The sequence below is a fragment of the Cohnella yongneupensis genome, from assembly GCF_042655785.1.
In the GTDB taxonomy this organism is placed as follows: domain Bacteria; phylum Bacillota; class Bacilli; order Paenibacillales; family Paenibacillaceae; genus Cohnella; species Cohnella yongneupensis.
This window is the reverse complement of record NZ_JBHSNC010000024.1, coordinates 133950-155023: the sequence shown is the minus strand read 5'-3', so window position 1 is coordinate 155023 and position 21074 is coordinate 133950. Positions and strand designations below refer to the sequence as shown.

Here is a 21074-nt window from a genome sequence, read left to right as displayed (position 1 = left end):
ACCGCAGGCTATAGAGAATGCGTGAACGCGCGTTTATACTAGAGGAAGAATGCCATCTTAACATAAAAATGAGGAGCTGCGCGCATGCCTAAGCAACCGTACGATAACTTTAAGCTCGCTATTTATTGTCCCGCGCCGGACATCGCCACGATCGGAGAGGAAGCGTTGACGCGGGATCTCGCCTTTTTCGAGAAACATATGAAAGTGTCCAAAGTGTATCTCGAGAACCATCGCGGGGAAATCAGTCTGACGAGGGAGCGTCTATCGGAACTGAAGACGTTCTTCGAGTCGAGAGGGATCGAGACGGCCGGCGGTATTACACCTACGCTACCGGACTCGTACGCGCCCGGATATCCTCGGTTATTCGGTTCGATTTGCTATGCCGATCCCGAGTCGCGGGCGAAATTTCAAGAACAGGTCGAAATCGCGGCCTCCGTGTTCGACGAAATCATATTCGACGACTTTTTCTTTACGAATAGCGCGAGTGATAGGGATATCGAGGCGAAGGGCGACAGAACATGGGCGGAATACCGGCTCGAGCTGATGACGGACGTGTCCGAGAACCTCATTCGGCGTCCCGCCAAAGCGGTCAATCCGAACGTAAAGCTAGTCATCAAGTATCCGAACTGGATCGAATCCTATCAGGCTACCGGTTATAATACCGAGCTGCAGCCCGATATTTTCGACGGCATCTACACGGGCACCGAAACCCGCAATCCCGGCAACAGTCAACAGCGCATCCCGAGATACGCTTCCTATTCGCTGCTGCGCTGGATGGAACATCTGAAGCCCGGCGCGAACGGCGGCGGCTGGTTCGACAACCTCGATTGCACGTTTATCGACTATTACTTGCATCAGGCGAACTTAACGGTGTTCGGCAAAGCCCGCGAGCTGACGCTGTTCTGTTACGGGCTGCTGAAAGATTCCGTCCATGTGCCGGCGCTCGGCTTCCAGCTAGAGAAGCTCGACGCCATTGCAGCGGAACTAGGCACTCCGCGCGGCTTAAGAGAGTACAATCCCCACCATGCCAGCGGAGAGGACCACCTCGGTAATTACCTGGGCAATATGGGGATCCCGCTGGAGCCTTCGCCGTATTTTCCCGCCTACGGGGAAGAAGAGCAGGTGCTTGTAACGGCGGCGTCGGCGCATGACAAGGACATCGTATCGAAGATCCAATCGTTCGTCCGGCAAGGCGGAAGAGTAGTCATGACTTCCGGATTTGTAGAAGCGATGCAAGGTAAAGGAGCCGAGCATCTGACGACGCTGCGTCCGAACGGGAAGAAGATGACGATCGGCCGGTATGGAACTCATACCGACAGCTGCACGTTCAGGGATTTCGCGGACGGCGAGCCGATCTCGTTCCCGGTATTCGATTACGCGACTAACGGAACATGGCAGCGCATCGTAGGCTTCAACGGCGACAACAATATTCCGATCCTAATGTACGACCATTTCGGCAAGGGAACGCTGTTCACGCTCGTCGTACCCGACAATTTCGCGGATCTCGCCAAGCTGCCGGAAGCCGTGTTGAACGAGATCCGGCTCGTGCTGGCCGGACATATGCCCGTCAGACTGGAGGGCAAGAGCTCGGCGTCGCTGTTCGTCTACGATAACGATACGTTCGTCGTGCAGTCGTACAGGACGGATCCCGGGCATTGGCGGGTGGCGATCCCGCAAGGGGCGACGCTTCAGCCGCTCGGCAAGGCTAGAAACGCATCGCTTTACCGGACAGACCACGCGACGAAGCAAGACCTATTGGAATTCAAGCTTATGCCCGGCGCCTACGCCGCCTATCGTATCGTTCGTTAAAGGAAGAAGCCGTCATCCGCAGCGCGACTTGCGGGCGACGGCTTTTTTACATCCGTAAATATTCCATAGGCGGATCTGTAAATCCGTCTACCCCGCATCCGATCAAATCTGTTAAATTAATAAGATTAAGGAAGCGCATTCATTAGCGGCAGGAGGAACGATATGTTCGGATCTTTCAGCTACCAGACGAAAATTTTCTTGACGCTGGCGGCGTTCTTGTTCGCTATGCTAACGATCATCAACGTAATTAACTATTACAGGAACGAATCGCTCATCGAGAACGACTTGGCGCAAAACAAGCAACAGACGACGATCAAGCTACAGGAGCAAGTCGACGATATGCTTAAAGAAATGGATAAGCTATCGATCTCGGTCAATGCATCCGATTCGATCATGGACGTAATGAAAAGCATTACTTCCGACTCCGATCAAAACTATTTTACAGAACATCCGGCGATCAGCGCGGAGTTGCAAAACTCGTTGCTATCGTTCACGTCGCTGCAGTCGCTGAAGGGAAGAATCAGCTTGGTGAGCCGCTTCGGCGATTATTTGAGCCTTAGCAATAGGATGGATGTCATTAAGGTAGACAAAAGCCATGTCCGATTAATGCCGACGTTCGGCCAATATATCGGAATGGAAGACTATAAGCGCTTTTTGCCTCCCCATCCGGATCCTTGGTCGTTATCGGGTGATTCGGTCGTTTCCATCGTTCGCCCGCTTCGCGATAACTATAATGTGTATGGTTACGTAGAGATCAGCTATTCCGTCAAAGAACTGGAGAAAATCTTTTTCTTTCGCAACGATCTGACGAGCGGCAACGTCATTATCCTGGACGCCAATCGGAATCTACTGTTCAGCAGCTTGTCTCAACAGTTCGAAGGTAAGATTGACGCGAATCGGCTCGTTAACATGCCGCTAGTCGGGGAGTTCGGTCATTTTCAATTGAAGCTTCCGGGAACCGGCAGCCAGATGGTGTTCTATTCCGGTCTATCGATTACGGATTGGAACATTTTGCTGGTCGAGGATTTGTCGACGTTCAGACGCCCGATCACCTATATGCGCAATAGTTCGATAACGATCTTCCTGGCCGTGCTGGCCGTGCTGATGCTCTTGCTTTACTATTACACGAACCGAGTAACTAGACCGCTCAGGAAATTGAAAGACTCGCTTGCCAACGTCGACTTGGTCAAGCTGGAGCTGTTGCCAGCAAGACTGAGAACCCGCAACGAAATTACGCTTCTCGGCGTTGCGTTCCAAGAACTGCTCGACGAGTTGAAAATATCGATGCGGCAAACGGAGAAGTCCAACCAACGCGCGTTGGTTGCGCAGATGAACGCCTTGCAGGCGCAGGTTAACCCACATTTTCTGCATAACACGCTCACGGTCATCGCGGCATTCGGCAATAGCTCGGGCAATCGGAAGGTCGAGGAATTGTGCATCGCCCTGTCGGATATGCTTCGCTACACGATGAAATTCAACCGTAAAGATTCGACCGTCGGCGCTGAAATCGAACATGTGGAACAGTATTTGACGTTAATGCAAAGCAAGTACGAAGGCTTCGTAGAGATCGAGATGGACGTCGATCCCGCGGTCAAGCCTATTCCGTTGCCAAGATTGTCGTTGCAGCCTTTGGTGGAGAATGCGTTCCAGCATGGCTTTCTGGGCATCGATCCGCCATGGAAGCTCTCCGTTCGCGCATCCGTGAACGAGGAGGAATGGTCTCTGGCGATCGCGGATAATGGCGTCGGCATGTCGCCGGAGCTGTTAACAAGGGTTAGGCGCCAAATCGACGAGCTGCGAATCGACCCCGGGGCGGAGACGGAGCGACTGGCCGAGGAAAGCGCGGAAGAGAATCTGTCGCCGATCGGGCAAGGGAACGGCATCGGTCTGACGAACGTGGTCGCGCGTCTTTACTTGTTCTACGGAGAAGCTATCGCCGTGCAGATGGATCATCGTCCGGGCGGAGGCACGGTCATTACGATTACGGGGAGGAGAACGGGATGAACCGGGTCATGCTGATCGAGGACGAACCGCCGATTCTTCACATGGTGAAACAAATGATCGAGTCTTCTTCCCAGGGTTTTGTCGTCACCCAGACCGCGTATAACGGGAGGAAGGCGCTGAAGCTTCTTGCGGAAAGCGATCCTAAACCGGATTTGATCGTAACGGATATCCGGATGCCGGTCATGGACGGCTTGCAATTCATGAAGGAGCTGACTGCCCGAGGTTACGATATCCCTTGCGTCGTGCTGTCCGGCTATAGCGATTTCGATTACGCGAGAGAGGCGCTTCTGTCCAACGCTTGCGATTATTTGCTTAAGCCCGTCAAAGAAGATCATCTCGAGAAGGCTCTCGGTAAGGCGGCTTCTTTGCTTCGCAAGCGCAGAAACGAGAGCGAGCGGCTCTATCTCAAGAAAGCTTTGCGGCTGCCGGATGATTCCGAAAGGCGAGCAGCCGATCCGGGCTACCCGTACTATCAACTGCTTCTGATCCGGAGAGGATCTTATTGGAGCAAGGCATGGGATGAACGGTTGGTGACCGCAGAGGACTGGTTTTGTTGGAACGAGGAAACGTTGAAGGCAACCGGTAACGGCGTGTCGTCATGGCGGATGAGCGGGATCACTTCCAATGAGAAAATCATCGTGCGAGGATTAAACGATCCGATCGGCGAAACTTTGTCTCGGCAAAATGTAGAATCGATGTTAGCCGAATGGAAATCGAGCGGCGGGATGGCGGCCATACCGATAAGCATGGCGGTTTCGGAGGCTGTAACGCCGGAACGAATGGCCGCGACGCTTAGAGCGATAAGAGACGCGCTTGCCGGAGATACGATGATCGGGCAATCCCGGATTTGGGTTCAAGGCGATCCGAGGAAGCCGGATTTCGTCCTCACGACGGATTTGGAACAATCTTGCCGGACGCTGGCAAAGTCGGCGGATTACCGCTCTTTCGAGAAAACGATGGTGAGCTGGACTAACAATTGGATGAAGGAAAGCTACGGGCAACTGGCCGTCGAGAGCCTGATGACGGCGATCGTGCGTCTCTTTCAGGTTCAATGGCGCTTGGGAGACGCTCCGGGAATCGCGGCCTTTGACGCGAACGAGCTTTTGTCCGGTTCTCTGACGTTAGACGAAGCGGTCGCGCAATTTTGCGAATATATGCGAGAGTTGTACGGAAACTTGGCGCGCTCTCGCCCGGAACGCTCAGCGAAAGATCTGATCGACAACGTGCGGCGATATTTGGATGAGCATTACATGGAGCCTATCGGAAGCGACGATCTGCAAGACGTGTTCGGTTATCACAAGACGTACATCGCCAACGTGTTCAGCGACGTCGTCGGCATTCCTCCCGGGAAGTATTTAACCAAGCTGCGCATAGACAAAGCGATAACGCTTCTGAACGACAGGAAGGACCTGTCGCTACGCCAAATCGCCGAGCAGGTCGGATATGTGGACAGCTTGTACTTCAGCAAAGTATTCAAAATCGCGACGGGACTTAGTCCCAAGGAATACAAGGAAAGGCGGGAACGCGATGATGAGAGCGAATCCAGCTAAGGGCAAGTTGCGCCGGGCGTTCGTTAGCGCGGCTTTGTTCGCCGCGCTGACCGTTCTCATCGGCTGCGACGCCGGTATCGGCGATACGGCCCAGGCGCCAAACGGAATAACTGCGGTCCGCCCCGTCACGCTCACTTTGATGGCGAATCAGGAGTGGACGGGCAAGCCGATATTGACGAAGGCGATTTCGTTATACGAGCAGCAGACCAGCAACCGGATCGAGTTGCAGGAGTTGCCGATAGACACGGCCGACACGTTGATCAGCAAGAGGGTCGCCATCGGCGAAATTACGGATATCGTCATGCACTTCGGAGGCGCGGCGCTTAGCGACCTGCGTCCCGAACGCAACTTCGTCGACTTAAGCGGAGAGGCTTGGGTATCGGATTTAATCGAAGCGGTTAAGCCCCGGCTCATGAAGGACGGCAAGCTATACGGTTTGCCTTTGTGGGAAGCGGCTACGAGCGGAATGATATACAATAAGCGGATATTCGAGCGGCTGGGTCTACGAGTGCCTACGAATCAGTCCGAGTTTTTCGACGTATGTCGGAAGCTCAAGGAAGCGGGGATCGTACCCGTATATTTGGCGAGCAAGGACGTCTGGCCGCTCATGCCTCAATTCGGCATCGATTATGCCGTAGCCAAAACACCCGGCTTGGTAGAGGCACTGAACACGAACAAAGCGAACATGTCCGATGTGCCGGCCATCTTAGATGTCGTCGAGTGGTACCGGAAGATGTACGCCAGCGGCTTTTTCGGCGATGATTCGGCAAGCAATAACTGGGACGGTCTGCCTGCCGCCTTGCATGGCGGAGATTATGCGATGGTCATGGCGTGGGATACGTACCTGTATTCGGATCTCGAAGCGAAATATCCGGGCAGCGCCCAAGATTTCGGCATGATGCCCCTGTTCGTCGGCGGAGCCGATGCCAAGCTGTTCGAAGGTCCAAACGCGGCGATGCTTATGGTGAACAAGAACGGCAAGCATGTTGACGAAGCGGTCGATTTTATTCGATTTCTTGCGAATCCCGAAGTATTGAACGAGGTTTACCGCGACATCAAATCAGGCACCTATTTCAGAAGCGTAACGACGAATCGTCCTACCCCGCAATACGTGGAAAATCAAGCGATAATCGATGCATTGACTTTCCCTTCGGCAACTCCTTTCATGATCGGTTACAGCCAATACGAGATGGGCAAGTGGGTCCAACAAGCGATGACGGGTGCCATTACCGCACGCGATGCGCTCTCCGGCATGGATGCCTACCGCGAACAAATCGCTCTCGATCGGGGAATCCCCGAGTTCAAACACCCCCGCTAAGTTATGTAAGATCTCCATGTCGAATCATGTGCGATGTCCATGGGCACCCCTCCCGGCGAGTGTTAAGCTGATTCTTGTAAGCGCTTGATACTTGCCGAGGGGGAATAAATATGAAATCCCAAAAAACGATTGCAATGCTAAGCACGATCGCAGCGTTCGCGATGTTGACCGCCGCATGCGGTAACTCGAACGACAACGGAGCATCGAGCTCCAACGCGCCGGCTTCTTCGACCGAAGCAAGCGAAACGGCATCCGCGCCGGCCAGCAGCCAGGAACCGGTCACGCTCAAGTTCTGGACGTGGAATCCGTCCGCGGACATTTACAAGCCGGTCATCGAGAAGTTCGAACAGACGCACCCGGGCATCAAAGTCGATCTCACCGTGATGGAGAGCAAAGACTTCCAAACGAAGATGCCGCTTGCGCTAAGCACCAAAGAAGAGTTGGACGTCGTCGGCGTACAGACCGGCGCAATGCCGCGGCAAATTCAAGCGGACCTTCTTCCGCTCGAAGATCTGCTAGCCGGCCTTCGTCCCGACTGGGAGACGGTAATCAGCGCGAACAGCGTCGCGCAGACGAAAGCGCAGGCGGACGGCTTGAAGTTCTTGCCGATGGCATCCGTCGGCTCGATGGTGATGTACTACAACAAAGATATTCTCGACGAGCTCGGCTTGCCGGCGCCGAAAACTTATGCGGAGTTGAAGGCCGTATCCGATAAACTTCGCGATACGAAGAGCGACAAAGTGTCCGTAGCCGTAGGCGGCAAAGACGCATGGATTTTGGACGAGGTCGCCTGGACGATCGCCGGTCAACAATCCGACTTGTTCAACCAATGGCGTTATAACGGCAAGAAACTGGACGGACCGGAATATACGCAAGCGGCCGCAGGGCTGGAGAAGCTGTTCGCCGACGGCATCATTAACAAGGACGATGTCATGGACATGGATTACACTTCTTCGCGTAACGCATTCACCTCGGGCCTAGCCGCGTTCTTCATTCAAGGCAACTGGGAAGCCAACTTGCTGCTGGAGAGCTTCCGCAAAGCCAACCAAGTGAGCATCAATGACGTCGGCGTTATTCCGATTCCGGCCATCGAGCCGAACGGCAAGCCGTCGATCCGCTCCTTCATCGATCAAGGCGTGGGCATCCCGGCATCTTCCAAGCATCCGAAGGAAGCGATGCAGTTGATCGACTTCCTCGTATTCGGAGAAGGCAACGACATGCTGACTTCCGCTTTCGCGATCGCGACCAATAAGACGGGCTTCACCCCGGACGCTTCGCTGCTCACTACGCCAACGGCGCAAGAAGGATACAAGACGTTGTCCGACTTGATGAACAACCCGACCGCGGACCGGAATAACAACTCTCCGTTCTCCGACGTAACCGGCCAACAGCTGCAGAAGATGATCATCGGCAACCAGTCGCCGGAAGATACGGCGAAAGCGGTTCAAAAAGAGTTCGAGACGGGCAAGTATCCGAACAATTAATCGAATAACCGGAAGAAGGCTCGACGGGAGTGATCGGCGATCGCTCCCGTCTTGTCCTCCAGGGGAGTGAGCAACCATGAAGATCAAGGCCAGACAACACGCTACCGGATATTTGTTCGTCGCACCGTTGCTAGTCCTGTTCGCCGTGTTCCTGCTATACGGCTTTTATTTTATCATCCACGCCAGTTTCTTTAATGAAACGTTATCGTTCCACGACGCGAAGTTCGTCGGGTGGAACAATTACCGCATCGCGATCGAAGATAGCCGATTCATCCATTCCATCGTCAACAATCTAGTGTTCTCCGCCGCGGCCATCGCCATTAGCCTCACGGTAGGCTGCGTCATTTCCGTCGTGCTCAGCATAGGAATCAAAGGCTCCAGGCTGCTAGGAGCGCTATTCTTCATTCCGTCCTTCATGCCGCTTGCCTTGATCGCGATGGTATTCTCCATCATGCTGGAGTTCCGCTTCGGAACGCTCAACGAATTGCTCCGCAACGTCGGTATGGACGGCATGGCCCAAAGATGGCTAAGCGATCCGAATCTCGCCTATGTGTCCATTATGTCTATCTCGGTATTCCTCATCGGACTGCCCATGATGTACTATAACGCGGACTTGACGACGATCAATACCGGCGTACTGGAAGCGGCGGTCATCGATGGGGCGGGACTCGGCAGAATGCTATGGCATATATTGTTTCCGCTGCTCAAGAACGCCCATAAGACGATCATCCTATCGACGCTGCTCGGCAGCTTCCGAGAATTCGAGAGGGTATTCCTGCTTACCCAGGGAGGACCAGCGGGCACCACGGAGAACTCGAGCGTCTATATTTATTCGTTCGCGCGCTCGGCTGGAGTGAACATCGGCTACGTCTGCGCGGCATCCGTGATCGTTCTCGCGATCGCCTTGTGCATCTCGGTCATCCAACTGCTCGCGTATCGCACCAAGACCGGAAAGGGGAGACGGGCATGAATTTCAATCTCGTAACCCGCAGGCAAAAAACGATCATCACCGTTCTTCTCTATTTATTCGCCCTGATCTGGCTATTCCCGTTCTATACGGCTATCCGCAACTCTCTCAAGGTCAACGGGTTCCGAAATTACGTCGATTTGTTCACGAACGATTTGAACGGGATCTCGCTTCTAGGCACATTCAAAAATTCGGCTTTGATCGCGCTCGGGAGTACGGCGATTATCCTCGGGGTAAGCTCGCTTGCGGCATTCGCTTTTTCCAAGCTTCGGTTCTTCGCCAAGGAGACGCTCTACATCATGGTACTGTTATGCCTGGCGGTTCCGGGGGTCGTCATCTTGATTCCGTTCTATTACATTCTCAAAAATTTGGATCTCTACAATACGCTCTGGTCGGTCATTTTGTCGGAAGCGGTGATGACTTTGCCGTTCGCCGTGCTTATGCTTCGCAATTACTTCGATAACCTTCCGCCAGAGCTGATGGAGTCTTCATCGATCGACGGGGCGACCAAGCTGCAGATGTTCTCCCGTATTTACTTGCCTTTGGCGACGCCGGCGCTAATTAACCTTGGCGTGCTGTCTGTCATGTGGTCCTTCCAGGACTTCTTGCTACCGCTCATGTTCCTGACCGACAAGTCGGTGCTGACCGCCACAGTGGCCGTGAATACGCTGAAAGGCTTGTTCGGGTTCTCCCCGGCGGATTTAGGGAAATTCAATGCTGCGCTTGTCGTACTCGGAATGCCAGCCATCATGATCTTCCTATTCGCCCGCAAATATATTACCAGCGGCATTACTTCGGGCGCGGTGAAGGATTAGAAGGAGAGAGAACGAAGGATGAACGACAGAACGATAGGCACCTTGGTTAACTATTACGTTAGTCCGCATGGAGACGACACGGCAGCAGGCTCCGAGGCCGCTCCTTTCGCCACGCTGGAGCGGGCACGGAAGCAACTTCGGGGAGCGGGCGTAGCGGGCAAACGCTCCGCGACCGTGTGGTTACGGGAAGGTACTCACTACCTAGAGCAAACCTTTACGCTATTGTCCGAGGATTCAGGCACCGCGGACGCGCCGATTACCTATCGCGCTTATCCGGGCGAACGTCCGGTCGTTAGCGGAGGTCGGCGGCTCCGGACGAATTGGGAGCCTTATCGAGACGGAATATGGCAAACCGCCATTGCCGAATGGAAAGGCGTATCTCGCGAAGGATTGTTCGCGGAGCTATTCGTGAACGGCGTCCGGCAGACTAGAGCGCGTTACCCGAACGGACGGGGCGGAGCATCAGCATTCATTCGCCCACTACGGGCGCCGAGCGCTTGGCCGCACGAGGAATTGCCGCTTGATCCTGCAACGTTCACGGACAAGACGTGGGCGAAGCCGGAGGAGGCCGTCGTCCACATCATGGGCATGAACAAATGGGGAAACCTGCAATGGCGCGTTATGGAGATAGATACGCGATCGGGCGTAATCCGGTTGGGAGACGGCGGTTATCAAATTAACGACATCATGCAAGGTATCGACGCGACCGGTATCGACGAACGCTCCGATTACTTCGTCGATAACGTGTTCGAGGAGCTCGATGCTCCGGGCGAATGGTACGCGGATCGCGAAGCCGGAGTTCTCTATTATTATCCTCCGTCGGATATGGATCTCCAATCGGCTGTCGTAGAAGTGCCGATCATAGATCGCATCGTTTCGTTTCAGGGAACGCAAAGAAACCCTGTAAAGCATGTATCGTTCATCGATGTTCATTTTCGCCACGCTTCTCCGACCTATCTTCGGGAATACGAAGCGCCGTCGCTCGGCGACTGGACGATTCATCGCGGAGGCGCGGTGTATATGGAAGGCGCCGAGCATTGCGAAGTCATGTATTGCCGGTTCGATGCCGTCGGCGGGAACGCCGTCTTCATGAGCTTGTACAACAGGAACCATTGCGTTCATGGTTGTTGGATGCACGATCTCGGGGAAAGCGGAGTATGCCTGGTGGGCTCTAAAACGTCGACGCTCGGGAGCCAACACGCCTATCCGGCCGAGATTATGGTCAGCAACAATAAAATTCACGACATCGGCTTCTACGGCAAACAGACGGCTGGCGTCTTCATCTCGGTAAGCAGTGACAACTTGGTCAGCCACAACGAGATTTTCAGCTTGCCTCGGGCAGCCATTTGCATTAACGACGGCACATGGGGCGGTCACGTCATCGAGCATAACGACGTGTACGACACGGTCAGAGAGACGGGAGATCACGGGCCCTTCAATTCGTGGGGGCGAGACCGTTTCTGGTGCTTGTCCCAATCGCATGGACCCGCCTCCCATGGCGCCGGCGACGTTGTCAAGGATGCCAGAAAGCCCGTCGTCATTCAGAATAACCGGTTCCGCGACCGCAAAGGCTGGGGGATCGATCTGGACGACGGCTCCTCCAATTACGTCGTGCGCAACAATCTATGCATCGGCGTATCGATCAAGCTGCGCGAAGGGGATTACCGTACGGTCGAGAACAACATTTTCGTTAACGGGGCGAACCCTCCGGGCATCCATATCGGGTACGAGGACAACCACGACCGTTTCGTACGGAACATCGTCGTCGCGAACAGCGAATGGGACAATCCCGAGGTCGACATCGATTTCCAGAAGGGAGACTCTAAGGGCAAGTTGTACGAGTTTATCGGTCCGCCAATGCATGGCAAATGGGTGAAGGAATTGGACGGGAACCTGTTCTTCAGCGATTTGGGACGGTTTCTCGCGACGGTTCATTATCGGCCTCTCGGAAGCCGCACGGAAACGTACGGGTGGTCCGAATGGCAAGCGATGGGTTGGGACGTCAACTCCGCGTTCGCCGACCCGCTCTTCGTCGACCCGGTTGCCGGCGATTATCGGGTAAAGCCGCATTCGCCAGCGCTGGCGCTTGGTTTCCGAAACTTTCCGATGGACGAGTTCGGGCTACAGGCGGATTTCCCGCAAGACTACGAATAGGAGCGCGCATATTGTTCTCTCCCCGAGAATCGGGAGGAGGTATGATTAGGTAAAGCCCGGCGGCTATCGTCGGGCTTTACAGGCTTTCCCATGACTTTTCCTTGCCTAGCGGTTATGATAATAAAGGTCCAAAAATTACGTCGAACAGGAGATTGACACCCTATGATCAAATATACGAAGATCGGCGCACTTGCCGCGATGTTATCCGTCGTGCTCGGAGCTTTCGGCGCGCATGCGCTGAAGGACAAGCTTACGTCGGATATGATGGACGTATACGAGACCGGCGTGCAATATCATATGTTTCATGCAGTCGCTATTTTGCTCGTTGCCCTATTGATCGAACGCTTGCCTCGGCAGCGGTTAGCTCTGTGGGCGGCAAGACTGCTCCTCGCGGGCATCGTGTTGTTCTCCGGCAGCCTGTACGCGCTTGCGTTAAGCGGCATGGACGCGCTTGGGGCGATTACGCCGCTCGGAGGCGTTGCTTTTATCGCCGGTTGGATTTGCCTGGCGCTCGCGGCACGTCCCCTAAAGTGAAAAAATGGAATTTCTCTATACATCTTTCGACTAGCGTTTATAATGGGAGATGTAGGAAGTGTGCCATTTTTACCGAAAACGGAGGAAGGACGTCGACAAGTGAAGGACTTATGGCCCGCATGGATCGCTGCCGGTTCTATCACAGCAGCTAGCGCAGCGATGCTTTGGCGGAGACTTGCCAGCAATCGCAGCCGGGAATCTTCTTCGGCTCCTTCCTATCAAACCGAGCTGCTCAATTCGCTATACGACAGCAGCCCTGTCGCCTTTGCCGTCATAGACAAGCAGGGCAAATTTATCGATATTAATCGGGATCCGACGGAGCTCATCGGGTACGGCAAGTCCGAGATGTCGGGATTGCCGTTCACTAAGCTAGTGGACGAGGAATACCACGATTTGATGAGGGAAGCTTTTCTGCAGACGCTCAAAGGACATAACGTATCTCAAGAAATTCGCGTCTTACATAAGCTTGGCCACCCGTTAGACTTGAATATTTCGACCTCTCCGCTTAGACGCAGAGGGAGCATAATCGGCATTCTAGTATTTTTTCAGGATATAAGCGACCGTAAACGCTCGTTGGAGCGGATAAGGCACATGGCTTATTACGACGATATGACGGGATTGCCGAATCGCCGGTTTTTCACGGGCCGGCTGGAAGAGAAGCTGAGGAGCTCTCAAGCTACCGGCGCGAAATTAGCCGTATGTTACATCGACGTCGACCGGTTTAAGCTGGTAAATGCTTCGTTCGGGCGAGATTTCGGGGATATGCTGCTTCTGCAGATCGCCGAGCGTCTGACGCGATGTTTGCGGGAGACCGGAGATATTGCGCGGATGGAAGGCGACGAATTCGTCGCGTTGCTCGATTCGCTTGCAGATGAGCAGGACGTCTCGAGGCGCCTGGATGCCATAATGGCCGAATTGGAAGAACCGTTCGAATTGAAAGGTGTACCGGTTCCTATCACGGTCAGTATCGGCGTAGCCGTGTACGACGATACGACGGTAGACGCGGGAACGCTGCTTAAGCGAGCGGATACGGCGTTGCATCGGGTAAAGGAGAACGGGAAGAACCATTACGCTCTGTTCGCCCCCGAGATGGATCCGATTGCCATGCAGAAGCTGACGATCCAGCACGAGCTGCGCCGAGCGCTTCACAATGAAGAGTTCCGTCTGCATTATCAGCCCCAATACGATCTGGCATCGGGCCAGATCGTCGGTCTGGAGGCGCTAATCCGTTGGCAGCACCCGGAGCGAGGGCTAGTATCGCCTGGCGAATTCATCCCTGCGGCTGAGGAGAGCGGGATGATCGTCCCTTTAGGCGACTGGGTTATCGAAGAAGCTTGCCGCCAGAACAAACAATGGCAGCTAGCCGGATTACCCCGCATTCCGGTATCTGTGAACTTATCGTTCCGGCAATTTTCCCATAAAAATCTGAAGGGCAAAGTTGCCGAAGTACTGGCTCAGACGGAACTCGAGGCGAGGTTTCTGGAGCTTGAGATCACGGAGAGCATGACGATGGACGTGGACCGCGCATCGCTGAGCCTGAAAGAGCTGACCGATCTCGGCGTCAACATCAGCATCGACGATTTCGGCACGGGGTACAGTTCCTTTCACTACTTGAAGAAGCTGCCGATCGCTAGGCTCAAGATCGATCGTTCATTCGTTCGCGATATTCAGCAGGATCCGAACGACGCGGCGATCGTCGCCGCCATTATCGCGATGGCGCACAATTTACAGCTGCAAGTGATCGCCGAAGGCGTCGAGACGGAAGACCAGGTTCATTTCTTGCGCCTCCACCGTTGCGACGAAATGCAAGGCTACTTCGGCAGTCCGCCGCTCGATAGCGAGCGCGCGGGAAGGCTATTGGAGCAACATCTTAATCGCGACGCGCTTCCGTTAAGCGCCGCCAGTCGAAGCATGCTTCAATAAGTAGAAATCTGGATGGTTAAAAGGGACGTAATGGCGTTTAATCGCCATTGCGTCCCTTTTGATTGGCGAATTTACACAAATAGTGATTGACAGTTCGCCCATATCGCAGTATTTTATACCCAGTAATCCGATTAACTAGATTGGAATTAGAATTAAATCATTCACTCGATAAAATCGTCGATTTCGTTCAAGCACACGGTGTACACTTGCTTCTCGTCGACGTGATAGACGGTAAGCATCTGGCTGCTCGTCTCGAAATTAATGACGCGGCAAGGAATGTTCATCTTCACGCCTCGGCCTTTGTTAATGTTCAGTCGAATGAGCTGGTTGCTCTGTATATAATGACGGATCCGAACTTCAAGCGGATCGGCTTTGACCGGTTCCTTGACAGGTTCCTTGACCGTTTCTTTGACCGAATTTTTAACCGGCGAAGGCGGAGGCGTTGGCTGCTTAGTCGCGGCGAGAGCTTGTTCGATCGCGGCGCCGAGTTGGATGCCCGATCCGATTCGGTAATCCGCGAAATTTCCGCTGTTCAGCGCGTGAAGTAATTGTTCCAAGGCAGCTCCGTTGTTCTGCGCATGGATCATTACGTCCACTTGGAATAGAAAGGAGCCGTCAGAGGGCGTAATCTGTTTCGACATGTGATGTCCTCCAATACTGACGTGCATATTGACCGATTACTTTAAACCTAATATACCATGATTCGGTCGCCCAATATAGTGCTCGTAGGGCGAAAGGCCTTAATGTTAATGACGGTTGCCGCATATTGTATAAAGCATGAAATCGTAACCGCAATGACGGGCTTGGAGGTGGTAGGCATGGTCAAAGTCGTACCGATTCTCATCGATGAATGGACGGCGATCGGTGTCGAGGTGCTGTTGCCTAAGACGACGCTGGTCGCGATTGCAGCTGGCGGCGGATATATTATGTGCGGAGCGTTGGACGTGCAACTGCTCAACGACAAATTGAAAGATCGCGAAATTATCGCTGGCAGGGCCGTTGGAGTTCGCAATTTCGAGCAACTGCTCGATGCGCCGCTCGAATCCGTTACGGACGCGGCTGCCGCGTTAGGCATTACCGTCGGCATGAGCGGAAAAGAAGCGGTTCGCCTATTGGCGAAATCCGCTTCGTAATTAGCGTTACTCTGCCGAGAATAGCTTCTTCAAACTATCCGAGTAAGGGGCACGGACGATGCCTTTTTCCGTAATGATCGCGGTAACGAGTTCATTCGGAGTCACGTCGAAGGCGGGGTTGTAAATCGCGACGCCTTCAGGCGCCGTGCGTTTGCCGAAGCCGCGGGACACTTCGTCCGGATGCCGCTCCTCGATCGGAATGTCGTCGCCAGTCGGCGTCGACAGGTCGATCGTCGAGAGGGGACAAGCTACATAGAACGGAATATTGTGCGCTTTGGCCAGCACGGCTACGCCGTAAGTGCCGATTTTATTCGCGACGTCGCCGTTGGCGGCTACGCGGTCGGTACCGACGATGACCGCTTGCACCCAGCCTTTGGACATTACGTGGCCGGCCATGTTGTCGCAGATCAACGTAACGTCTACGCCTGCCTGCTGAAGCTCGAACGCGGTTAACCGGGCGCCTTGCAGCACCGGTCTTGTCTCGTCCGCAAATACTTTCAAGCGGATACCTTCTTCAAGCGCCAAGTAGAACGGAGCGAGAGCGGTTCCGTACTTCGATGTAGCGAGTCCGCCGGCGTTGCAATGCGTTAGCACGCCCATGCCGTCTTCGAACAACGTCAAGGCGTGTTCCCCGATCAGCCTGTTCGTCTCTTCATCCTCCGAATGAATCCGTTTCGCTTCCTCCAATAAGGCATCGATGGCTTCGGACGTCGATGCGCCTTCGGCTGCCAATGCGGTAGCGCGCGCCTTCATACGGTCCAGCGCCCAGAATAGATTGACCGCCGTCGGGCGGGAAGTCGCTAAATACTCGGCTTGTTTGATCGCTTCCGCTGCCAGCTCCCGAGTATTTCCGGCGAATTGCAATACGCCGAGCACAACTCCGTAAGCCGCTGATATGCCGATTGCCGGCGCACCGCGAACTTTAAGCTCGCGTATGCCTTCCCATACTTGTTCCGGCGTCGTTAGGCGAAGAAAGACGGTCTCTTCCGGCAACAGCCGCTGATCGAGCATGAGAAGGGCATTCTCTTCCCATTTAAGCGATCTTAGCGCTTCGGGTTTATTCAAAGATTCGGTGTTTGCTGTCATGATGTTGCTCCTTTCGTACGTTCGGACGCCATCAGCCGCGAACGGCTGCGGACTCCGCAATATCGATCAATTGCTCGATCGACGTCAGCTTGCGATTGTTCTTGATAAGCGACTTGCCGATCGCGAGCGCGATAACTTGCGCTTGGCCGCGGACGGCAGGCTCGGGGATTTTGTCGATGTCGGCGACATGGGCGAGGCCGACGATCCGGCGGACCATCTTGGATCCGGCGAAGCCGACGGAGTCTTGAAGAAGGCGCTGCATGTAATCGTCTTGGTAACCGGCGGTGCGGGCGATGCGATCAACGCCGTGCGCGTCCCATAGCGCGCGGAACTTACGCTCGAAGCCGGTCCAGATGTCGCGAACGGTCTCGATAAGGTACGCTCTGCGCGCTTGACGCGCGGAATCGTTATCGGACCAATGCTCCTGGCTAGCGAAATTAAGCAACAAATTCGCGAGAACGGCGCCTATATCGAACCCCATCGGACCGAAGTACGCGAATTCCGGATCGATGATTTTGGTCGAGTCCGGCGTGATGAAGATGCTGCCGGTGTGAAGATCGCCGTGCAATAGCGCTTGCGCGTGCGTGAGGAACTTCTCGCGCAACAAAGCGACTTCTAAGTGAAGCTCTTGGTCCGACCAGAGGAGCGCGGCTTCTTCTTTGAGATGATCGTCGAAGCTGTTCGTATCCGCGTCGGTATAAGGATGATCGAATATCAGATCTTCGGTAATTTTGCACAGTTCCGGATTCGAGAACGAAGCGGCGAGCGTTTTCTTCTCTTGCTGGTTCATGCCGAGGTCGGAAGTGAAAAACAGCGTGCGCGCCAAAAACTCCGAGATATCGTCCGCGAACTTCGGATAGACGCCGCCTTCGATTAAGCCGCGGCGCATGATGACATGGCTGCTCAAATCTTCCATTACGGTTAACGCAAGCTCATGGTCGGTGTAGTACACTTCTGGGACGAGCCCGGGAGCGTGCCGGCCTTCGATCCGAAGCGCCTCGCTCTCGATTCTGGCTCGGTCGAGCGTAAGCGGCCAAGATTCTCCGACTACTTTGGCGTAAGGAAGTGCTTGCTTTACGATAACGCCCGCGCCAGTGGAAGGCTGCGTGACGTGGAAGACGAGGTTCAAGTTGCCGTCGCCTATTTCGCTGCATACGAGCTCGCCTTCAGCGCTGAAAATGCCGGCGATCGATTTCGCGATCCGAATGGCTTCGGCTTCGTTTAAAGGATGATAATTGCTCATTGATATTCTCTCCTCCACGGACTTTTCCGATATGATCAATCGTCATTATGCCACTAGCAATCTAGATGTAAGTATAAATGAATTCGTACGCGGTTGAAAGTCCGAGCGCCCTTCATGCAAAAGGGAAGATCGTCAGCCGGCTAGCGGCTTTCGGATCTTCCCTAAAGTTAGTTGGATTGTATGAATAAAGGCGAACTTTCACATCCTTATTACGTAAGCGAAAGCGTGCGCAACGACGACTCGCGGACGACGAGTCTATGAGGAATAATTTGGCGGTTCGTAATCTCGACTTGCTGGATCATGCGAAGCACCATTTGGGAGGCGGTATAGCCAAGCTGATACGTGCCGACGTCTACGCTCGTGATCGGCGGCATAGTTAATTCGGTTAACGCGATGTTATTGAAGCTAACGATCGCGACGTCTTGCGGTATACGGTAGCCTAGCTCGGTCAAGCCCTTCAATACGCCGAACGCGACGACATCGTCGATGATGACGAGCGCGGTCGGAGGCTCGGGCTGGGACATGATGGAAGCCATCGCGCGATAACCGCTTTCCAGCAGGAACTCGCCTTCCACGACCCAACCGTCTTTGAATGGCAAACCGGCTTCCGTTATCGCTTTCGTGTAGCCGGCCATTCGGTCTTGCGTCATGGCGAGCTTGGCGGGACCGCTGACGAAGCCGATCCGACGTTGTCCTTGCGCGATGAGGTGTTTGGTCGCGTCGTAAGCCGCCTGCACGTTGTCGTTATCTACGGAAGGCACGTCCTCGTAATCCAGGCTTCGGCCCAGCAAGACGAAGGGCATCTTCTCTTTGCGCAGCAAGTGAATGACGGGGTCGGACGCCCGCGAGTAGAGCAATAGCAGTCCGTCGACGCGTCCGCTGCGCGCTAGCCGGGTCACGGTCTCCAGCTCCTCTTGCTCGTTGCTGCCGCCTGCCATAAGCAAATCGTAACCGGCGCGCGTTAGTTGGGCAAGAACGCCGCGAATCAGCTCATAGAAGAAGAAGTTGAGCAATAGCTCTTCCGCCGGTCGGGGCAATACGACGCCGATCGTACGAGTCGTCTTGGAGACGAGACTTTTGGCCATCATATTCGGGTGGTAACCGAGTTCTTCCATAACTTCGCGTACCCGGTTGCTCGTTTCAACGCTAATGCGCGGATGGTTCGCTATGACTCTCGATACGGTAGAAGGGGAAACACCCGCGAGTTTTGCGACATCCTTTATTGTTACTGCCATCGGTTAATCGTCCTTTTGTACTCGATTTGAGTTTAATCGTATCCAAAACGTCCGAGCGTGTAAACTGGAATCTCTATTTAAATACGGGGCTTCCTTCATGTCATTGGAAAGTTGCGCATGTAGCACAATTGAATCCGATTACATTGTGCCATGTGTGGCACAAATCAACAAGTCGTGGGATTGTTAGAAAAACAGAGATAATCGGTGAAAAGTTATATAATTAAAGAAAATTTGACCAAATATAATCTGTGCAAACGATTTACTTATTCGTGATTTCGATTATCATAGAGATGTGTTCAAAAAGCGCTTTCAAATCGGCTGAACATGCCTACATTGTCGGATTTTCGGTGATTTCTCGCAAGTTGTGGAATGTGGTACAAACGTTTGCACACTTAAGAGAATAACTGCACTCCAATGTTGGCACGAGCGTCGACAAGCGCACCAAATTCAATGAAGTTCAGAGAGGGGTTCTACGTTTCATGAATGCAAAGAAATGGCTGATCACGTCCCTAGCCTTGACGACGGTTTTCTCCCTGGCAGCTTGCGGTAGCAACAACAATAATAACGCTGCTCCAAGCGCGAGCGCACCTGCGGCTACCCCAAGCGCATCGGCTCCTGCTTCCTCGGAAGCGCCTGCAGAAGATCTAGCACCTGAAGCCGGCGCCAAGCTGGTCGTATGGTACTCCGCAAGCGAAAAACAACTGATCGAAGAAGCGGCTAAAACGTTCAAAGACAAGTACGGAATCGATGTTGAAGTTCAAGACGTAGGTCCGGACAAATCGATCGAGAAAATCATCAATGACGGTCCTGCAGGCGTAGGCGCTGACGTATTCCTCGCGGTTCACGACCGTCTTGGCGCTGCGGTTCAAGCGGGCGTAGTTCTGCCGAACGATCTGCACGAAGCAGAGTCCAAAGCTAACAACTCCCAAAAATCCGTAGATGCTTTTACGATCGACAACGTATTGTACGGCTACCCGATGTCCGTTGAGACGACTGCCGTATTCTACAATAAAGACCTCGTTCCTACGCCTCCAAAAACATGGGATGAAGTGATCTCGTTCGCTAAAGGCTTCAACGACGTTCAAAACCAAAAGTACGGCTACATGTGGGAAGTCGGTAACGGTTACTGGAGCTGGGGCTTCTTCGGCGGATACGGCGCTTACGTATTCGGCAAAGACGGCACGGATCCTAACGACATCGGACTTAACACTCCGGGCGGCGTAGAAGCTGCGAAGTTCTTCCAAAGCCTGAAAAATCAAATTCTGCCGATCAAAGCCGGCGACATCAAAGCCGACATCAAAACGAGCTTGTTCAACGAAGGCAAACTCGCGATGAACGTCAGCGGTCCTTGGCAGACGAAAGAATTCCAAGCTAGCGTGAAAAACCTTGGCGTTATGGAATACCCGACGCTGCCTAACGGCAAACCGATGATGCCGTTCTCCGGCGTTAAAGGATTCATGGTTAACGCATACTCGAAATATCCGATCGCTGCGAAAATGTTCGCGGAGCTCGTATCCAACGAAGCATCGCAAGCTCGCAACTTCGAGCTGTTCGGCAGCTTGCCAGCCAACAAAAACGTAGCCGCAAGCGACAAAGTAAGCACCGATCCGTTCGCAAGCGTGTTCCTGAAACAATTCGACAACTCCATGCCGATGCCTAAGATCGCTGAGATGAACGGCTACTGGTCGACGCAAGAAGCGGTACTCTCTTCCCTGTGGAACGACGGCGCGGACGCTCAGAAGACGATGGACGAGTGGGCGAAGAAAATTAAAGACGCTAACGCTGCTGCACAATAATTAAGCATTATAGAGAATTCACC

The 21074-nt window shown here is 53.8% G+C and carries 16 protein-coding genes; 12 read left to right on the top strand and 4 right to left on the bottom strand.

What is annotated here, in order from left to right; genetic code table 11:
* Nucleotides 1-84: 84 nt before the first annotated feature.
* The 10 genes from ACFPQ4_RS07960 to ACFPQ4_RS07915 all read left to right on the top strand — a co-directional run bounded on the left by ACFPQ4_RS07960 (nt 85) and on the right by ACFPQ4_RS07915 (nt 14558).
* Entirely contained in the window at nt 85-1809 is a 1725-nt protein-coding gene (locus tag ACFPQ4_RS07960; protein WP_378111256.1) for a permease, read from the top strand.
* Between the two features lie 162 nt (nt 1810-1971).
* Nucleotides 1972-3813: a cache domain-containing sensor histidine kinase gene (locus ACFPQ4_RS07955; protein WP_378111255.1), complete on the top strand. Its 1842-nt coding sequence runs from the start codon at nt 1972-1974 to the stop codon at nt 3811-3813.
* Nucleotides 3810-5363 (top strand): response regulator transcription factor, encoded by a 1554-nt coding sequence (locus ACFPQ4_RS07950; protein WP_378111254.1) that lies wholly within the window; start codon nt 3810-3812, stop codon nt 5361-5363. The genes ACFPQ4_RS07955 and ACFPQ4_RS07950 overlap by 4 nt, the downstream gene beginning before the upstream one ends.
* Complete coding sequence (locus ACFPQ4_RS07945) at nt 5341-6681, top strand: ABC transporter substrate-binding protein (RefSeq protein WP_378111253.1); 1341 nt, start codon at nt 5341-5343, stop codon at nt 6679-6681. Before ACFPQ4_RS07950 ends, ACFPQ4_RS07945 begins: the two co-directional genes overlap by 23 nt.
* Before the next feature lie 110 nt (nt 6682-6791).
* Nucleotides 6792-8165 (top strand): ABC transporter substrate-binding protein, encoded by a 1374-nt coding sequence (locus ACFPQ4_RS07940; RefSeq protein ID WP_378111252.1) that lies wholly within the window; start codon nt 6792-6794, stop codon nt 8163-8165.
* Between the two features lie 76 nt (nt 8166-8241).
* Nucleotides 8242-9135: a carbohydrate ABC transporter permease gene (locus ACFPQ4_RS07935; RefSeq protein WP_378111251.1), complete on the top strand. Its 894-nt coding sequence runs from the start codon at nt 8242-8244 to the stop codon at nt 9133-9135.
* Nucleotides 9132-9947: a carbohydrate ABC transporter permease gene (locus ACFPQ4_RS07930; protein ID WP_378111250.1), complete on the top strand. Its 816-nt coding sequence runs from the start codon at nt 9132-9134 to the stop codon at nt 9945-9947. Before ACFPQ4_RS07935 ends, ACFPQ4_RS07930 begins: the two co-directional genes overlap by 4 nt.
* Nucleotides 9948-9965: 18 nt before the next feature.
* On the top strand, nt 9966-12101 hold the full coding sequence (locus ACFPQ4_RS07925; protein WP_378111248.1) for a right-handed parallel beta-helix repeat-containing protein: 2136 nt from the start codon (nt 9966-9968) through the stop codon (nt 12099-12101).
* 162 nt (nt 12102-12263) lie between these two features.
* Nucleotides 12264-12635, top strand: coding sequence for a DUF423 domain-containing protein (locus ACFPQ4_RS07920; protein WP_378111246.1), 372 nt, complete (start codon nt 12264-12266; stop codon nt 12633-12635).
* Nucleotides 12636-12734: 99 nt separating this feature from the next.
* A complete protein-coding gene (locus ACFPQ4_RS07915) occupies nt 12735-14558 on the top strand; it encodes a putative bifunctional diguanylate cyclase/phosphodiesterase (protein WP_378111245.1) in 1824 nt (607 codons plus the stop codon).
* 161 nt (nt 14559-14719) lie between these two features.
* On the opposite strand, the gene ACFPQ4_RS07910 is transcribed toward ACFPQ4_RS07915, so the two are convergent.
* Nucleotides 14720-15199 (bottom strand): hypothetical protein, encoded by a 480-nt coding sequence (locus tag ACFPQ4_RS07910; protein WP_378111244.1) that lies wholly within the window; start codon nt 15197-15199, stop codon nt 14720-14722.
* Nucleotides 15200-15376: 177 nt separating this feature from the next.
* Here ACFPQ4_RS07910 and ACFPQ4_RS07905 point away from each other — a divergent pair, with 177 nt between their 5' ends.
* Nucleotides 15377-15691 carry a YunC family protein gene (locus ACFPQ4_RS07905; protein WP_378111243.1) on the top strand — a complete coding sequence of 105 codons (315 nt, stop codon included), beginning with the start codon at nt 15377-15379 and terminating at the stop codon, nt 15689-15691.
* A 6-nt stretch (nt 15692-15697) separates the two neighbouring features.
* On the opposite strand, the gene mtnA is transcribed toward ACFPQ4_RS07905, so the two are convergent.
* The 3 genes from mtnA to ACFPQ4_RS07890 all read right to left on the bottom strand — a co-directional run bounded on the left by mtnA (nt 15698) and on the right by ACFPQ4_RS07890 (nt 19255).
* A complete protein-coding gene (gene mtnA, locus ACFPQ4_RS07900) occupies nt 15698-16777 on the bottom strand; it encodes an S-methyl-5-thioribose-1-phosphate isomerase (protein ID WP_378111242.1) in 1080 nt (359 codons plus the stop codon).
* 31 nt (nt 16778-16808) lie between these two features.
* Nucleotides 16809-18020, bottom strand: a complete 1212-nt coding sequence (mtnK, locus tag ACFPQ4_RS07895) for an S-methyl-5-thioribose kinase (RefSeq protein WP_378111241.1) — start codon at nt 18018-18020, stop codon at nt 16809-16811.
* A 209-nt stretch (nt 18021-18229) separates the two neighbouring features.
* Nucleotides 18230-19255, bottom strand: coding sequence for a LacI family DNA-binding transcriptional regulator (locus ACFPQ4_RS07890; RefSeq protein WP_378111240.1), 1026 nt, complete (start codon nt 19253-19255; stop codon nt 18230-18232).
* A gap of 479 nt (nt 19256-19734) precedes the next feature.
* Between ACFPQ4_RS07890 and ACFPQ4_RS07885 the strand changes: the two genes are divergently transcribed.
* Complete coding sequence (locus ACFPQ4_RS07885) at nt 19735-21051, top strand: sugar ABC transporter substrate-binding protein (RefSeq protein ID WP_378111239.1); 1317 nt, start codon at nt 19735-19737, stop codon at nt 21049-21051.
* Nucleotides 21052-21074: the final 23 nt, after the last annotated feature.

Bases quoted from the DNA above. Each gene is read 5' to 3' on its own strand.
- ACFPQ4_RS07960 (WP_378111256.1), top strand. From the start codon at position 85: ATGCCTAAGCAACCGTACGATAACTTTAAGCTCGCTATTTATTGTCCC.
- ACFPQ4_RS07955 (WP_378111255.1), top strand. From the start codon at position 1,972: ATGTTCGGATCTTTCAGCTACCAGACGAAAATTTTCTTGACGCTGGCG.
- ACFPQ4_RS07950 (WP_378111254.1), top strand. From the start codon at position 3,810: ATGAACCGGGTCATGCTGATCGAGGACGAACCGCCGATTCTTCACATG.
- ACFPQ4_RS07945 (WP_378111253.1), top strand. From the start codon at position 5,341: ATGATGAGAGCGAATCCAGCTAAGGGCAAGTTGCGCCGGGCGTTCGTT.
- ACFPQ4_RS07940 (WP_378111252.1), top strand. From the start codon at position 6,792: ATGAAATCCCAAAAAACGATTGCAATGCTAAGCACGATCGCAGCGTTC.
- ACFPQ4_RS07935 (WP_378111251.1), top strand. From the start codon at position 8,242: ATGAAGATCAAGGCCAGACAACACGCTACCGGATATTTGTTCGTCGCA.
- ACFPQ4_RS07930 (WP_378111250.1), top strand. From the start codon at position 9,132: ATGAATTTCAATCTCGTAACCCGCAGGCAAAAAACGATCATCACCGTT.
- ACFPQ4_RS07925 (WP_378111248.1), top strand. From the start codon at position 9,966: ATGAACGACAGAACGATAGGCACCTTGGTTAACTATTACGTTAGTCCG.
- ACFPQ4_RS07920 (WP_378111246.1), top strand. From the start codon at position 12,264: ATGATCAAATATACGAAGATCGGCGCACTTGCCGCGATGTTATCCGTC.
- ACFPQ4_RS07910 (WP_378111244.1), bottom strand. From the start codon at position 15,199: ATGTCGAAACAGATTACGCCCTCTGACGGCTCCTTTCTATTCCAAGTG.
- ACFPQ4_RS07905 (WP_378111243.1), top strand. From the start codon at position 15,377: ATGGTCAAAGTCGTACCGATTCTCATCGATGAATGGACGGCGATCGGT.
- mtnA (WP_378111242.1), bottom strand. From the start codon at position 16,777: ATGACAGCAAACACCGAATCTTTGAATAAACCCGAAGCGCTAAGATCG.
- mtnK (WP_378111241.1), bottom strand. From the start codon at position 18,020: ATGAGCAATTATCATCCTTTAAACGAAGCCGAAGCCATTCGGATCGCG.
- ACFPQ4_RS07890 (WP_378111240.1), bottom strand. From the start codon at position 19,255: ATGGCAGTAACAATAAAGGATGTCGCAAAACTCGCGGGTGTTTCCCCT.
- ACFPQ4_RS07885 (WP_378111239.1), top strand. From the start codon at position 19,735: ATGAATGCAAAGAAATGGCTGATCACGTCCCTAGCCTTGACGACGGTT.